Here is a 15,256-nt window from a genome sequence, read left to right as displayed (position 1 = left end):
TAACGGCTAGAACGCTTAGTAAGCGGCTTCTGGCTCGTAGTACTCTTCTACATTGTCGAGGGTGATTAGATCAGCGTTAAGGATGAGCCGTGAAGGCACGCCGTGGTACATATCGCCCAGATGCTCGCCTTTAACGCCGTGTACCGCTAGCGCCATGGCAGAGGCAATCATGTTCGGCGGATAGGTAACAGTGCCTTTAACCATCGGGTGCTCGTTACGGATCATTTCAATCACGCGCTGAGAACCGCCACCGCCCACAATCAGTTGGATATCGTCGCGGTTGTTTTCATCCACCGCCTGAAGCGCCGAGATCAATACGTCATCATCACCCGCCCAAATGGCGTCCACTTCCGGGTTACTGCCCAGCAGGTCTTCCGTTACGCTAAGCGCCTGCTGTGGGTTCCAGTTGGTCGTTTGAGAGGCCAGGATATTGATATCGGGATAGTTTTCCATCACCCGGTTAAAGGCATCGACACGCTGGCTGTTGATGGGGATGGGCGGGCCTTCCAGCACCAGAATATTGCCCTCGCCGCCCAACTCTTCAGCGATATAACGCGCGGCGTGCTCGCCTAAGCCTGGGTTATCGCCCGCAATAAAGACGTTTTGCGCAGGCGTTTCAAGCTCGCGGTCCACCACAACGGTATAGATGCCTTCATCGTAGGCTTCGGAAATAACTGCCTGAAGCGTTGCCGGGTCGTGGGGAAGAATGACCAGCGCATCCAGGTTGCGGATCATCAAATCTTCCACGTTAGAGACCTGGGCCGTGCCGGAGTTAGCGGAGAGTACCGTAAAACTGACATCCGGATACTCCTCACTTAGGTCGTCGGCGGCTTGCTGTGCCCACCATAAAAGGCCTGCGGTCCAGCCATGGTCAGCGGACGGCACGGTGACGCCAATATGGTAGTCGTCGGCCAGCGCCAGGCTGGACGTACTCGCTATGGCCGTTGCCAGCGCGGCAGTCTTGAAAAGGCGTGATAGTGTCATTGTTATTGCTCCCTTTCTAACGTACATCGTAGATGGGCGAGCCAACCCCGCCCAGTGTGATCGTCGGCCCTGTTTGGGCATAGCGACCGGAAAGACCGTTTTTACAAGTCAGGTACGCTTGTACTGCAGCAGTACCGCCAGCAAAATGACGCCGCCCTTGACCAGCCCCTGTAAATAAGGGGAAACGCCGGTCAGGTTAAGCATGTTGTTGATAATACCTAGAATCAGCGCACCGATGACCGTACCCCATATCGAGCCGCGCCCACCGGAAAGCGCCGTGCCTCCGATGACGACGGCGGCGATAGCATCCAGTTCATAAAAGTAGCCTGCATCACTCGGGCTTACCGAGTTGAGCCGTGAAGTCAGCATGATGGCCGAAAGACCCACACAGATGCCCGCAATCACAAAGGTGGAGAGCACAATGCGCTCAACCCGAATGCCCGAATAGCGTGCTACCTGAGGATTAGCGCCCACCGCGCACACATGCCGCCCGTAAGGGGTATGAAACAGCAGCACATGCGCGATGATCGCCAGGCCAAAGAACACGATCACCGGAACCGGAATGCCCAGCAAAAAGCCGCCGCCCACGCTTGAGAAGTGCGGGTTGGGGGTAGAAACCACCGCCGCATCGGTGAAGTAGAGCGCCAGCGAACGAAAGATCGACATACTGGCAAGCGTTACCACAAAGGCCGCTATGCGCCCTCGGGTGACTAACAAGCCGTTGAATAGCCCTAACAGCCCGCCCGCAGCGATAGCGGCCAACAGGCCGAGAAGCACCGCCTGAATGGGGTCACTAATGCTATTGACGATATACAGGATAACCACACCCACCAGCGCCACCATCGACCCCACCGATAGATCGATCCCGCCGGCGATAATCACAAAAGTCATGCCGATGGCGATAATGCCGGTATAGGAGACCTGACGCATCACGTTGGAAATATTGCGCGTGTTAAGAAAATATTCGCTGGCGATGGACGACACCACGAACAGCAAAATCAGCGCCACCAGCGGGGCCAGAATCGTCGCGTTAAGGGGCAACCTGCGCAGGCCTTGGCGTGCAACGCTCCCCATTGTTTTGGTATTAGGCGGTTGGGCCATCTTAATTCCCCACTTGTTCACGGTTGGCGTGCTGCCGTGCGCCAGCGGCATACAGCATTATTTGTTCTTCGTTGATATCGTCACCGTTAAGCTCAACGGCTATTTGCCCTTCGCGAATCACTAACACCCGATCCGCAATACCAATGACCTCTTCAAGCTCGGAGGAGATCACGACAACGGCTTTATTTTGTTCGGTAAGGTCGCGAATTAACCGGTAAATCTGCTGTTTGGCGCTGATGTCGATGCCGCGGGTGGGCTCATCGAGCATCAGGATATCGGGCTCAATATCAAGCAGCTTCGAGAAGTAAACCTTCTGCTGGTTACCACCGCTCAACAGGCTCACCGGCGCCGCGAGGTTGGATGCCTTGATGGCCAAGCGCTGCTGGTAATGTTCAGCTTGACGCCGTTCAGCGCGATGTTTGATAAACCCGCGCACATAGCGTTTCAGGCTAAGGGCGGTAATGTTCTGCATGACGTTAAACGAGAGAATCAGCCCCTTACCCTGGCGGTCTTCCGACAGATACGCCAAGCCGTGGGCGTGGGCTTCGCTGGGTGACCGAAGATCAACAAGCTCGCCATCGATAAATATCTCGCCCTGCTCTTTACGGTGCAGCCCCATGATGGTTTCAGCAATTTCGGTGCGCCCCGCACCTACTAACCCGGCAAGTCCCAACACTTCGCCACGGCGTACTTCAAGGTTGATGTCCTTGAGCTTGCCTTTAAGGCTTAAACCCTGCACACGCAGCGCGGGCGGCGTATTGTCAGCACGTTGCGCAAGCTTCTCAGGGTAAATTTGTGACAGCTCACGCCCAACCATTTTGCGCGCCATGTCCTCTTCATTAAGCGCCGCGGTCTCGCACAGTTCTACTTGTTGGCCGTCCCGTAAAATCAGCAGCCGGTCACAGAGATCTTTGACCTCTTTTAGCTTGTGAGAAATAAACAGAATCGTGACGCCCTTGGCGACCAGCGCGCGCACCACGTTAAACAGCACTGCGACTTCGCGGTCGGTCAGTACCGTAGTGGGCTCATCCAGAATCAGCAGTCGCGCGTCGTTAACCAGCACCCAGGCCACTTCTACCATCTGCTTTTGGGCAACGCTTAGCCGCTCGATGGGAAGTTCAGGGTCCAGGTCCACTTCTAGCGAGCTGAGCAGTTGCTGGGTGCGTTTACGCATGCCTGCGTGGTCAAGAAAACCATGACGGCGCACTTCCTGGCCCAAAAAGACATTTTCGTAAACACGCAGCGTGGGGATTAAATTGAATTCCTGGGGGATCATCGCCACGCCGTGAGAACGCGCCGTAATCGGGCCCAATGCGCTGAATACCTGGCCATTCAGGTGAATCGAACCCACCGTTGGCGTGTAAATACCGCTGATGATCTTTAACAGCGTGGATTTTCCGGCGCCATTTTCCCCCAGAATACCCAGCACTTCGCCCGGCATAACAGAAAGGGAAATATCATTCAGTACTTGAACGGGGCCGAAGGCTTTACCGATCCCTTCAAGCTTTAAAATAGGCTCGCTCATGGGGCGCCCCCGGAAGCGTCTGGCGCTTTACTCAGATGCAGCGGCGTCCAACTGCCTGCCGCCTGGTGTGAGGTAATCGCCGCGGCAATAAAGCGCATGCCATCCACACCGTCTTCTATGCCGGGCAGCCAAGCGGGATACTCACCAGCCGCGTGACCATCGGCCAACGCCTGATACAGGTTGGCAAAGGCTTCAATGTAGCCTTCCGGGTGCCCGCCCGGCACGCGAACGCCTTGAGCGATATTCGCACTTAGCCAGTCATCGCGCCGCGTTAAGCGCTGGCTTGGCCCATTAAGCGGTTTCAGCCACAGCTCGTTGGGCTGCTCCTGAGCCCATTGCAGGCTGGCCTTCTCGCCGATGACGCGAATGGTTAGCGCGTTCTCATAACCAGCGGCCGTCTGGCTTGCCCACAGCATGCCTCGCGCACCGCCGTTAAAGCGCAGCAGCGCCTGAACGTTATCGTCCAGCGCCCGCCCCGGCACCGCTGTCACCAGCTCAGCGCTTACCTCGCTAACGCGCTGGCCGCTGATAAACTGGGCCAGCTGAAACGCATGCACGCCGATATCTCCCAGGCAGCCAGCAGCCCCCGCCTGGGTGGGGTCCAAACGCCAAGCGGCCTGGCGGTTATCGGCTTCCGGGGGTTCGCTTAACCACTCTTGAATATATTCGACCTGTACATGGCGAAGCTGCCCCAGCGCGCCTTCGGTAATCAGTTCACGGGCACGCTGAACCAGTGGATAACCCGCATAGTTGTGCATTAATACAAAGTGACATGCGCTTTTTTCAGCCGCCTGAGCCAGCTGTTCGGCTTCCTCAACACTGAGCGTCATGGGTTTTTCACACACCACGTGAAAGCCCGCCTCCAGGCTTGCCAGCGCCGCCGGGTAATGCAGATGGTTGGGCGTCACAATCGCCACAACCTGCGCGCCATCTTCACGAGCGGCTTCGCCTGCCAATAGCGCTGCGTAGTCGGTATAGCAACGCTGGTCATCCACGCCTAACTCGTTAGCGGTCGCCAGGTTGCGCGCGGCTTGGGATGAAAAAGCCCCGGCTACCAGCTCAAAACGGTCGTCCAGGCGCGCCGCCATACGGTGCACACCGCCGATAAAAGCCCCCTGGCCGCCGCCTATCATGGCGAGGCGAAGTCTGCGTGGTGTGTTATTGGTTATTGTCATGGAGTAATCCCTGAGCGTTAATTTAACCGAGGCCCAGCAGCGTGCGGTTGGCCTGGCGATCCGTTCCGGCATCGGCAAAATCATCAAACACGCGGTCGGTCACCTGAATGATGTGCTCGTTCACGAACGTGACGCCTTCCGCCGCGCCCTGCTCAGGATGTTTGATCGCGCACTCCCACTCGATGACTGCCCAGCCATCAAAATCGTACTGGGCCAGTTTCGAGAACACCGCTTTGAAATCCACCTGCCCGTCGCCCAATGAGCGAAAGCGGCCTGCCCGCTCGACCCAAGAAGTGTAGCCGCCGTAAACGCCCTGCTGGGCGGTAGGATGAAACTCGGCATCTTTGACATGAAACATGCGGATATAGGGGTGATAGCGGTCAAGAAAGGCAAGGTGATCAAGCTGCTGGAGCACCAAATGCGAAGGGTCATACAGCATGCAGCAGCGCGGGTGATGGTCCACTGCGGCTAGAAAACGCTCAAAGGTCGCGCCATCGTGCAGGTCTTCACCGGGATGTATCTCAAAACATAGGTCCACACCCGCCGCATCGAAGGCATCCAGAATAGGGCGCCAGCGTTTGGCAAGCTCGGCAAAACCATCTTCAACCAGCCCTGCGGGGCGCTGCGGCCAAGGGTAAAGAAACGGCCAAAGCAGCGAGCCGGAGAACGTGGCATGGGCCTTCAAACCCAGATTGGCGCTGGCCTGAGCAGCAAGCTTTAGCTGTTCGACAGCCCAGGCTTGGCGCGCGACCGGGTCGCCGTGCAGTTCAGGCGGGGCGAAGCCATCAAACAGGCTGTCATAAACCGGATGCACGGCCACCAATTGGCCCTGCAAATGCGTCGAAAGCTCGCAAATTTCCAAGTCATATTGCGCTAGAAGCGCTTGGACTTCCTGGCAATACGCTTGGCTTTCTGCTGCTCGCTCAAGATCAAAAAACCGCTTATCCAGCGTGGGCATTTGCAGCGCTTTAAAGCCCAGCTCCGATGCCCAGCGAGCAATATTCTCCAGGCTATCGAAAGGCGGTTGATCGCCAATGTACTGGGCTAGAAAGAGCGCGGGCCCTTTAAGGGTCTTCATCATCGACCTCATTTGTTTTGTTGTTTTAGCGTCAGCAATCAGTGCTGAAAGACTCAATGTAATGGATTACATTTCAGCAGAGCAACGCACATCGGTCAAGCGCGTCAAAAAGGGGGATATAAAATGGATAACACACTGCTGTAAAAGGGCTTTAAATCTTAAACCTCTCGGTAAGCGCTTATATTTTAGACTAAAGAATAAATAAAAAGAGGGAATAAATAGCCGCATAATTAACGCGCTAATAGTAAGGATGCGTTTATATATTGTGGTTAACACTGCTAGAATTTGGATGTAAACATTTACATTCTAGTTAGTAGTGCGCCAACACTGTCTTTAACCGCCCGCTTTCAGGCGCGTTTTTTCAGGACCATCGTTCAATGCTTAACACCCAGGTAACGAGCAAACAGCCGCATAGCGTGCCGACGATTAAAGACGTGGCGAAAGCGGCGGGCTGTTCGACAGCGACCGTATCACGCGCCCTGGCAACGCCTGAAAAAGTCAGCGATGCCACTCGCAAGCGGGTGAATCAGGCAATTGCTCAGGTGGGTTATTCGCCCAACATTGCCGCGCGCAACTTGCGCCGCGCGGAGTCCAAAACCATCGTGGCGCTCTTGCCGGATATTTCGAATCCGTTCTTCTCCGAGATTATTAGCGGCATGGAGGATGTTGCCCATCAGGCGGGTTATCAGATACTGATTGGCGACTGCGAACACGACCCTGCGCGCGCAGAGGCCTACTTTCGGCTGCTTTCCACCAACCAAGCCGATGGCATTGTGCTGTTGACCTCCGAGATCCCCAAGGCGCTGGTCAAGCAAGCGGATAATCAAGCGGACTTTCCGTTGGTCATGGCGTGTGAATTTTTTAGCGACATCGATCTTCCACTGATTGCTATCGACAACCATCAAGCCAGTTGCCAGGTGATTGATTACCTGGTGTCGCTCGGCCACCGACGTATTGCCACGCTTTCCGGCCCGGCGAACAACCCTATTTGCCAGGAGAGAAACCGCGGCTACCGCGATACGCTCGCGGCCCATCAATTGAGCAATGAAGCGCGTATTGCAGAGGGTAACTTTGGCTTTCGCTCCGGGTATCAGCAGGGGCTAGCCCTGCTGGAGGGGAAAACGCCCCGGCCTACCGCGATTTTTTGTCATAGTGACGAAATGGCGGTTGGCGTGCTGAAAGCCGCCCGCCAGTTGGGCATAAGCGTGCCCGACCAGTTGTCAGTTGTCGGCTTTGATAATATCGGCCTGAGCGAATACTGCGACCCGGAACTGACGACCATTAGCCAGCCGCGCAATGAAATCGGCCAGCAGGCCATGCAGTTGCTGCTCCACCTTTTGCGCGGCGAGCAGCCCATTCGGCATCAGACGCTAAGTAGCCATCTGATCGTGCGTAAAAGCACCGGGCGGCTTAAAGGTAAACAGTGAAAGATAAACCGTAAAAAAGGCCCGGTATCAATCGCCTGACCCGGGCCTTTTTAGCGGCAAGCGTGACTTGCGCGTGTTACGTGGCGGGTAGCTGATCAAGCATACGGTCCAGCGTCATCGGATACTCGCGCACCCGCACTCCCGTCGCGTTATACATCGCGTTAGCGACGGCCGCCGCCACGCCGCAGATGCCTAGCTCGCCCACGCCTTTGGCTTTCAAGGGAGAGGATGCAGCATCGGTGGTATCCAGGAAAATCACCTCCTGCTCGGGAATATCGGCGTGGACCGCCACTTCATATCCTGCAAGGTCGTGGTTCACAAAGAAGCCGCGCTCCAGGTCAGGACTCATGCCTTCCATCAAGGCTGCGCCTGCCCCCATGGTCATGCCTCCCAGTACCTGGCTGCGCGCCGTGGTCGGGTTGAGGATACGCCCCGCATCGCATACCGAGAGCATGCGCCGAATGCGCGTTTCGCCGGTATGGGCGTGCACGGCCACCTCCACAAAGTGCGCAGCGAAGGTGGCAATCTGCATCTTGTCTTTAAAGTCGCCAAAATTGATCGAATCTTCGGCCACCAGCTCTTCACCTGCCGCGACATCCGCTAGCGCCAGGACGGTGTTATCTGCCAGCACGCGGCCATTTTCAAAACGCGGTGCGTCTATCTCCAGCCGCTTGGCTATTTCAGATTGAAGCGCAACACAGGCGGCATACACCCCAGCCGTCGAGCTTGCCGCGCCAAACTGCCCGCCCGAACCTGAGGATGTCGGGTAGGCGCTGTTACCCAAGCGAACCTCTACTGCATCGATTTCTAGCCCCATGGTTTCTGCAGCGGTCTGGGCAATGATGGTATAGGAACCCGTGCCGATATCGGTCATATCGGTTTCTACCACCAACCGCCCGCTCCGCAGGCGCACGCGTGCGCCGGATTTCAGAGTCGGCGCCCCGCGGTAGGCACCCGCCACGCCATAGCCAATCAGCCACTGGCCTTGGCGCTTTTTACCCGGCGTTTGGCTACGCTCAGCCCAACCAAACTTCTCGGCGCCCTGGCGTAAGCACTCGACAAAGTGACGTTCGCTAAAGGGCTTAGAGGAATCTTCGGGGTCGACCTGGGTATCGTTAAGAATACGGAATTCGACCGGGTCCATACCCAGCTTTTCAGCCATTTCATCCATGGCGATTTCCAGCGCGGCCAAGCCTGAGGCCTCGCCAGGCGCACGCATATCCGCCGATTCGGGAAGCCCCATATCGATAGGCTGATGAGCCACGCGGCGATGTTCACCGGCATAGAAATGGCGAGTCTGATTGACCGGGTCTTCACCGCTGCCGCCGGGTAGCGTATGCGAGACTGCCGAGTGGTCAAAAGCGGTGATATGGCCCTCGGCGTCAGCGGCAATACGAAGTCGCTGGATAGTCGCCGAGCGATGGGTGGTGTTGTTGAACATCAGTTGGCGTGGCAAGGCGAGCTTGACCGGGCGGCCCACCGCCCGTGAACCCAGCGCGGCAAGCACCGTATCCGCCCGCAGCCACAACTTACCGCCAAAGCCACCTCCCACGAAGGGGCTCTCCAGCCGGCTGGTGTCGGGGTCGATACTGAGGGTGGTCGCCAGCGCCTTACGCGTCCACTCGATCATCTGGTTCGAGGTCCACACCGTCATCTGGCCGCCATCGGACCAGTCGACGATAGACGCGTGCGGCTCCATCATGGCGTGGCTCTGGGAAGCAGTACGGTAGACTTCGTCAAGGGTCACCACCGCGCCTTGAAAGGTGGCCTCCACATCGCCTACCTCGGCCTCCGGCTCGCCGGTGTTCTGAAGCCGCTCCCAGGCGCTTTCAAGATCAAACACGCCGGGCGTTTCTTCATAGCGCACCTCAATCAGGGAAGCCGCGCCACGTGCCTGCTCCAGCGTTTCTGCCACCACCACGGCAATCGCTTGGTGATAATGCTGGATGGTGTCACCGCCAAACAGCCGGGCGACATTGCTATCCGCGCGCTCCAGCGGCTCAATGTCCAAGGTGGTGACCACGTCTACTACGCCGGGGGCAGCACGCGCCGCAGAGGCATCCATATATGTCACGCGGCCGTTGGCGATGGTGGCACACAAGGGGTAACCCACCAGCTGATTGGCCACCACGTCATGGCGCTCATAGGCGTAGGGCGCCTGGCCGGTTACCTTAAGGATCCCATCGATTCGCGTATGGGGTTTGCCGATGATACGCGCGTGATCAAACAGGTTGTCGTCTGTCGCTTGATTGAAATCCATGGGTTACTCCTGCGCCAGCAGCGCGGCAAGCGTTCGTTCAGCCAGCGTTACCTTGAAGGCGTTGTCTTGCGTCGGGCGTGCGCCATCCAGTAGCCGCGCCATGACCGCTTGCGCCCCTTCCGGTAAGACTGCATCGGCCTCATCGCGCTGCCAGGGCCTAGGGGCTACCCCGCCCAGCGTGATACGTCCGGTGCCGTCAGGCTTCTGCATAAGCGCAACGGACACCAGTGCAAACGCATAGGAGGCGCGGTCGCGTACCTTGTAATACGCTTGGCGGCTTTCCACCGGCGGGGGGAGTAGCACGGCGGTAATCATCTCGCCCGGTTCCAGCGCATTTTCCACATGAGGAGTGTCACCGGGCAGGCGATAAAACTCATCCAACGTCAGGCGCCGGGTTTCGCCATTAGGGGTTACCGTTTCGACATCAGCGTCCAGCGCACGCAGCGCAACGGCCATATCGGAAGGGTGCGTGGCAATGCACGCGTCTGAGGTGCCGATGACACCCAGCTGGCGCGTAACGGCGCCATCGCCAAGGGCGGCGCAGCCTGCCCCGGGCTTACGTTTATTGCAGGGCATGCCGGTATCGTAAAAATACGGGCAGCGGGTACGCTGTAGAAGATTGCCGCCGGTCGTCGCTTTGTTGCGCAACTGGCCTGAGGCACCCGAGACCAGCGCCCGGGTTAGCACGCTGTAGTCGCGGCGTATTCTTGCATCAGCCGCCAGCGCGTTATTGCGCACTATCGCCCCGATGCGCAAACCGCCGTCGCGGGTGGGCGTAATGTCGTTTAAGTCGGTGTGGGTGACATCAATCAAATGCGCCGGGGTTTCAATCTCATGCTTCATCAGGTCAAGCAGGTTAGTGCCGCCAGCAATAAACCTGGCGCCCGGCACGTGTGCAGCACGAGCGGCGGCTTGGGCGGGGTCACTTACGCGTTCATAAGAGAAGGATTTCATGCGCCCTCCTCCGCTGCCTGATGAATAGCGTCTAAAATATTGGCGTAAGCACCGCAGCGACAAAGATTGCCCGACATCCGCTCGCGAATTTCGCTATCCGTTATCTCGATGGGAGCGGTGAGGTCTTGCGTCACGTGACTGGGAATGCCTGCACGAATTTCTTCCAGCACGGCGCTTGCCGAACAAATCTGCCCCGGGGTGCAATAGCCGCACTGGAAAGCGTCATGCTCAACAAACGCCTGCTGCATGGGATCAAGCTGTTCGGCGTCGGCTTTTCCTTCAATAGTGACTATCTCATCGCCTTCGTGCATTACCGCAAGCGACAGGCAAGCGTTGATGCGCTCGCCGTTAACGGACACCGTACAGGCACCACACTGCCCCAGATCACAGCCTTTTTTGCTGCCGGTGAGCTTCAAATCCTCACGCAGGGCATCCAGCAGCGTAGTGCGGTTATCCAGCGTCAGCGTATGGTGTTTGCCATTAACGGTAAGGGATACGATGGTGCTATCGGTAGCTACGGCCTTGGATCGTCTTTCGACATTATTAGAAGAGTTCATGAACATGCCCTCCTTGTGCATTGCCATGGCGTATTGAATGCCACAAAGACTTCAGCATAGTCATAATCGTGGTAGGAGGCCCAATCCTCTGCCCTGATTGCGTCGTTGCGCTAGGCTAATATGCACAGTGATTGGATTGCACTCGCACGGCTGGCATGGATGCCGTTTGCCCACTATTGGAAGCGTTTGAATGCAACACTTGGATTTGCAGGTTATTGAGCAAGCACACGCATGGTGCGAGGAAGGCGAAACGGTGTGGCTATGTACCGTGCTGGCCACGTTTGGCTCATCGCCCCGCGCGCCCGGCTCGTGGATGGCGGTCAGGCAAGATGGCCAACATATCGGCTCGCTATCCGGGGGCTGTGTGGAGGAGAACTTTATCCAGCGCCTGAGTGAGCGCGCGTTTGATCGCCCCATTACGCTGGTGCGCTATGGCGACCCCGAAGCGGATCAAGGAACGAACATCTCCCTGCCCTGCGGCGGCATGCTCGAAGTGCTTATTGAGCGCCTGCCCGCCACACCAGACACGTTTGGACACCTGACCACGCTGCTCGCAGCACTTCAGGGCCAAGAACGCGTGCTGCGCAACGTGCATTTATCCAGCGGGGAGCGCTACTTTTCTGCCGAGACGGGATTAGGTCCCCGTGTGGTAAAGGACGTTGAGCAAGACATCGTTCAGATGCGCCTTGCTCCTGCCCGGCGGCTGATCATCGCGGGGATCTCAGCGATTTCAACGCCCTGCGCCAGCTTTGCCGTCACACTGGGGTTTGAAGTGATCGTCTGCGATCCGGACGAGACGGCTTGCCGAAATTTTGGCGTACCCGGCGTGGATGTGAAGGCGCTGCTGCCTTCGCAGTACATTGCCTCTGGCAACTGCCATGGCGCTACGGCCATTGTGGCGCTTACTCACGACCCACGCATTGATGATCTCGCCATGATGGAAGCCGTGCATACGCCCGCCTTCTATATTGGCGTGATGGGCTCACGGCGCTCTTCAGCCGCACGGGCCGAGCGGCTTACTCGCTCCGGCAGGCTGACAGAGGCCCAGGTTGAGCGCATCCACATGCCGATTGGCCTGGCACTGGGCAGCAAGACCCCCGCCGAAATTGCCTTGGCCGTCATGGCGGACATTGTGCGCGTTCAGCATGGAAAACCGCTTGATGAGCTCTAACCACGTTGTGGCCCTGATGATGGCCGCAGGCTACTCGCGCCGCTTTGGGCCTAGCGATAAACGCTGCGCACCTCTGCCAAATGGCCAAACGCTGCTGGCAACCTCGCTTGCCAACGCCCAAAGAGCGTTTACCCACCTGCGTGTGGCCGTGCGTGAAGAGGATGACCCAACGTTATTAGGACTTCCCCAAGACATGCCGCTGGTGCGCGTTCGCCAAGCGCACCTTGGCCTGGGGGCAAGCCTGACTGAAGCGGTGGGCGCCCTGGGTCGTGACCCCGGCCTGGATAACATGGGCGCCGTGGCAATTCTGCTCGGCGATATGCCCTATGTTGATCCAAAAACGCTGCTGACCCTGCAGCGCTTGGCCTGCCGAGACACCATCGTGCGACCCTGCTTTGAAGGCCAGCAGGGGCACCCGGTGATTTTCGGACGGACAATGTGGCCCGCGCTTGAGAGGCTAAGCGGCAGTGACGGTGCCAAGGGTGTGATCCAGCAGCACGCCTCACGCCTGCGGGAATGCCCGGTCGCGGATGCGGGCATCTTGCGTGATATCGATGCGCCAGCGGATCTACCAGGGGCTGTTTAGTTAGAGGCTTGTTAAGGGCTTCTTATCACCGCTACCGCCAGCATCAGCCACCCGGCAATCAGTAAAACGCCACCAATAGGCGTCCCGATGCCTGCATTCAAACCGGCCATCGCCATGGCATAAAGCGAGCCGGAGAAACCCACCATGCCCAAGCCCCACAGCGCAACTGGCCACTGCCAGCCCTTGAAGCCAAACACACGCTGACCGACCAGTACCGCCATTATCGCCAGTGTGTGCCAAGCCTGGTAGCGCACTCCGGTTTCAGCAGCGTGCACCAACTCCGCCGATACTCGCGCGGCCAGGCCATGAGCAGCATACGCGCCCACCATGACCGTGATAGCTCCAGAGAGCGCTACCAGGCACCAAATGATTCGTTCGCTACGTTGCATTACTGCTCCTTTCAAGGTGTTAGCGCGCCTGTATAAGCGCGCGTACGACTCGGCATACCTTGCGCCGCAGGAAACCGCTACAATAGAGGCACTTTTTGGTATTTCGCTAGGGTTAGCCCTAACTCTTATAGACCCTATGCCTCGATAGACGAGACGCCCTTATGCAAATTCAACTCAATGGCGAGCCTTACACGCTGGAAGCGGGCCTGACGGCTGCGGATCTAATCGATCAATTGGCGCTTACGGGTCGGCGGGTCGCGGTAGAGATCAACGAAGAGATTGTGCCACGCAGCCAGCTAGCCATCACTCCCTTGGCCGAGGATGACCAGGTCGAAGTGGTGCACGCCATTGGCGGTGGCTAGCCCGCAGCTCTCATGATCCTTCCACTGGCTACGCCCTATTTCTTGCGCTTTAACCAGGATTCGCTATGACACTTCAAAACGATGCGCCGTTTACTATCGCCGGACGTAATTTTAGTTCTCGCCTGCTGGTCGGCACCGGCAAATATAAAGACTTCGACGAGACCGGTGCGGCGATTGCCGAAAGTGGCGCCGAGATTGTGACCTTTGCCGTACGCCGTACCAACCTGGGCCAGGAAGCCGGACCCAACCTGCTCGACGTGATTTCACCGTCGCGCTATACCCTGCTGCCTAACACGGCAGGCTGCTACACCGCCAAAGACGCCGTACGCACTTGTCGCTTGGCCCGCGAACTGCTGGATGGCCACAAGTTGGTCAAACTGGAAGTACTGGGCGATGAGACCACGCTTTACCCCAATGTGGTCGAAACCCTGAAAGCCGCCGAGACGCTGTTGGCCGATGGCTTTGACGTCATGGTGTACACCAGCGACGACCCCATTGTGGCACGCGAACTTGAAGCCATGGGTTGCTGCGCCATCATGCCGCTGGGCTCGCTGATTGGTTCAGGCCACGGCATTCAGAACCCGCACAACGTACGCCTGATTGTGGAACAAAGCAGCGTACCGGTGCTGGTGGATGCCGGTATCGGTACGGCGTCCGACGCGGCCATGGCCATGGAGCTGGGTTGCGATGGCGTGCTGTTGAATACCGCCATTGCCCACGCTCGTGAACCGCTACGCATGGCGCGCGCCATGAAGAGCGCCGTAGAAGCCGGACGCGATGCTTTCCTGGCCGGGCGCATGCCGCGCCGCCAAACGGCAGACCCTTCATCACCTTTTGCTGGCCGCATTAACGGTTAAGAGATCTTATGACTGATATTAAAAGTACCGACGAGTCCTCAACCGGGCCAGAAAGCGCTGAAGCGCCGCTGCATCGTCGCGGTATTAAAAGCTATGTAATCCGTGCTGGGCGCATGACTCAAGCCCAGAACCGGGGCCTTGAAGACGTATGGCCACGCTTTGGCCTAACGATTGACGACGGCCTGCAGGACCTGACCGCACTATTTGGCCGGGAAGCCCCCCGCGTGGTTGAAATCGGTTTTGGCATGGGTAACTCGCTGATCGAGCAGGCCGAAACCCACCCGGACACCGACTTTATCGGTATCGAAGTACATTCGCCGGGCGTCGGCAAGCTGCTGGATGAAGTGGACAAGCGCGGCCTGACCAACCTGCGCATCTACAAGGAAGACGCGCTGGCCGTACTGGAGAAGTGCCTGCCGGAAGGCTCAATCGACACCGTGCAGCTGTTTTTCCCCGACCCTTGGCCGAAGAAAAAGCACCACAAGCGGCGCATTGTGCAGCCCGCGTTTGTCGAACTGATTCGTACACGCTTAAAACCCGGCGGCACCTTCCACATGGCGACCGACTGGGAAGCGTATGCCGAATGGATGGCCGAGGTAATGGAAGCCGCTCCCGGCTACGCCAACACAGCCGATGCCGACACGGCGCCCTATGTACCCCGCCCCGCCTTCCGCCCACTGACCAAGTTTGAAGCCCGTGGCGAGAAGTTGGGCCACGGCGTGTGGGATCTGATTTATCGGCGCGAGGCGTAAGTTACTGCTTTCGGCCACCTTCGCCTGCCAGGCGTAACATTGGGCAAGTGATGCTTCCCATAAAACGTCGGCAGGTGC

15 protein-coding genes are annotated in these 15,256 nt (G+C 57.9%); 6 read left to right on the top strand and 9 right to left on the bottom strand.

Translation table 11 applies throughout. The features are described 5' to 3' along the window. Positions 1-15: 15 nt before the first annotated feature. The 5 genes from FKN99_RS04915 to FKN99_RS04895 all read right to left on the bottom strand — a co-directional run bounded on the left by FKN99_RS04915 (position 16) and on the right by FKN99_RS04895 (position 5,863). The gene (locus FKN99_RS04915; RefSeq protein ID WP_172116876.1) at positions 16-984 is read right to left on the bottom strand and encodes a substrate-binding domain-containing protein; all 969 of its coding nucleotides are present in this window, start codon (positions 982-984) and stop codon (positions 16-18) included. A 108-nt stretch (positions 985-1,092) separates the two neighbouring features. Beyond that, on the bottom strand, positions 1,093-2,085 hold the full coding sequence (locus FKN99_RS04910) for an ABC transporter permease (RefSeq protein ID WP_172116875.1): 993 nt from the start codon (positions 2,083-2,085) through the stop codon (positions 1,093-1,095). 1 nt (position 2,086) lies between these two features. Continuing rightward, a complete protein-coding gene (locus FKN99_RS04905) occupies positions 2,087-3,610 on the bottom strand; it encodes a sugar ABC transporter ATP-binding protein (RefSeq protein WP_172116874.1) in 1,524 nt (507 codons plus the stop codon). Continuing rightward, positions 3,607-4,785, bottom strand: coding sequence for a Gfo/Idh/MocA family protein (locus FKN99_RS04900; protein ID WP_172116873.1), 1,179 nt, complete (start codon positions 4,783-4,785; stop codon positions 3,607-3,609). Before FKN99_RS04900 ends, FKN99_RS04905 begins: the two co-directional genes overlap by 4 nt. 22 nt (positions 4,786-4,807) lie before the next feature. After that, complete coding sequence (locus FKN99_RS04895) at positions 4,808-5,863, bottom strand: sugar phosphate isomerase/epimerase family protein (RefSeq protein ID WP_172117030.1); 1,056 nt, start codon at positions 5,861-5,863, stop codon at positions 4,808-4,810. Positions 5,864-6,240: 377 nt separating this feature from the next. Between FKN99_RS04895 and FKN99_RS04890 the strand changes: the two genes are divergently transcribed. After that, a complete protein-coding gene (locus tag FKN99_RS04890) occupies positions 6,241-7,290 on the top strand; it encodes a LacI family DNA-binding transcriptional regulator (RefSeq protein WP_172116872.1) in 1,050 nt (349 codons plus the stop codon). Positions 7,291-7,366: 76 nt separating this feature from the next. Here the strand turns inward: FKN99_RS04890 and paoC are convergent, their stop codons facing one another. From paoC to FKN99_RS04875, 3 genes are read right to left on the bottom strand one after another with little or no spacing between them, the layout of a single operon-like run. Then, complete coding sequence (gene paoC, locus FKN99_RS04885) at positions 7,367-9,550, bottom strand: aldehyde oxidoreductase molybdenum-binding subunit PaoC (RefSeq protein WP_172116871.1); 2,184 nt, start codon at positions 9,548-9,550, stop codon at positions 7,367-7,369. Between the two features lie 3 nt (positions 9,551-9,553). Beyond that, a complete protein-coding gene (locus FKN99_RS04880) occupies positions 9,554-10,504 on the bottom strand; it encodes an FAD binding domain-containing protein (protein WP_172116870.1) in 951 nt (316 codons plus the stop codon). Then, complete coding sequence (locus FKN99_RS04875) at positions 10,501-11,061, bottom strand: 2Fe-2S iron-sulfur cluster-binding protein (protein ID WP_172116869.1); 561 nt, start codon at positions 11,059-11,061, stop codon at positions 10,501-10,503. Before FKN99_RS04875 ends, FKN99_RS04880 begins: the two co-directional genes overlap by 4 nt. Before the next feature lie 190 nt (positions 11,062-11,251). On the opposite strand from FKN99_RS04875, the gene FKN99_RS04870 reads away from it, so the two are divergent. Together FKN99_RS04870 and FKN99_RS04865 are read left to right on the top strand one after the other, a co-directional pair. Then, on the top strand, positions 11,252-12,232 hold the full coding sequence (locus tag FKN99_RS04870) for an XdhC family protein (protein WP_172116868.1): 981 nt from the start codon (positions 11,252-11,254) through the stop codon (positions 12,230-12,232). After that, a complete protein-coding gene (locus FKN99_RS04865; RefSeq protein WP_172116867.1) occupies positions 12,222-12,818 on the top strand; it encodes a nucleotidyltransferase family protein in 597 nt (198 codons plus the stop codon). Before FKN99_RS04870 ends, FKN99_RS04865 begins: the two co-directional genes overlap by 11 nt. Before the next feature lie 11 nt (positions 12,819-12,829). Here the strand turns inward: FKN99_RS04865 and FKN99_RS04860 are convergent, their stop codons facing one another. Continuing rightward, positions 12,830-13,207 (bottom strand): DUF423 domain-containing protein, encoded by a 378-nt coding sequence (locus tag FKN99_RS04860; RefSeq protein WP_172116866.1) that lies wholly within the window; start codon positions 13,205-13,207, stop codon positions 12,830-12,832. A 161-nt stretch (positions 13,208-13,368) separates the two neighbouring features. Between FKN99_RS04860 and thiS the strand changes: the two genes are divergently transcribed. The 3 genes from thiS to trmB all read left to right on the top strand — a co-directional run bounded on the left by thiS (position 13,369) and on the right by trmB (position 15,178). Then, positions 13,369-13,569 (top strand): sulfur carrier protein ThiS, encoded by a 201-nt coding sequence (thiS, locus tag FKN99_RS04855; protein WP_172116865.1) that lies wholly within the window; start codon positions 13,369-13,371, stop codon positions 13,567-13,569. 65 nt (positions 13,570-13,634) lie between these two features. Next, entirely contained in the window at positions 13,635-14,426 is a 792-nt protein-coding gene (locus tag FKN99_RS04850; RefSeq protein WP_087110513.1) for a thiazole synthase, read from the top strand. An 8-nt stretch (positions 14,427-14,434) separates the two neighbouring features. Then, on the top strand, positions 14,435-15,178 hold the full coding sequence (gene trmB, locus FKN99_RS04845; protein ID WP_172116864.1) for a tRNA (guanosine(46)-N7)-methyltransferase TrmB: 744 nt from the start codon (positions 14,435-14,437) through the stop codon (positions 15,176-15,178). Positions 15,179-15,256: the final 78 nt, after the last annotated feature.

This window comes from Halomonas hibernica (genome assembly GCF_013183775.1).
Lineage (GTDB): Bacteria > Pseudomonadota > Gammaproteobacteria > Pseudomonadales > Halomonadaceae > Vreelandella > Vreelandella citrativorans.
Note: the sequence above shows the minus strand (reverse complement) of the source record. Positions and strands in the feature narration are given on the sequence as shown.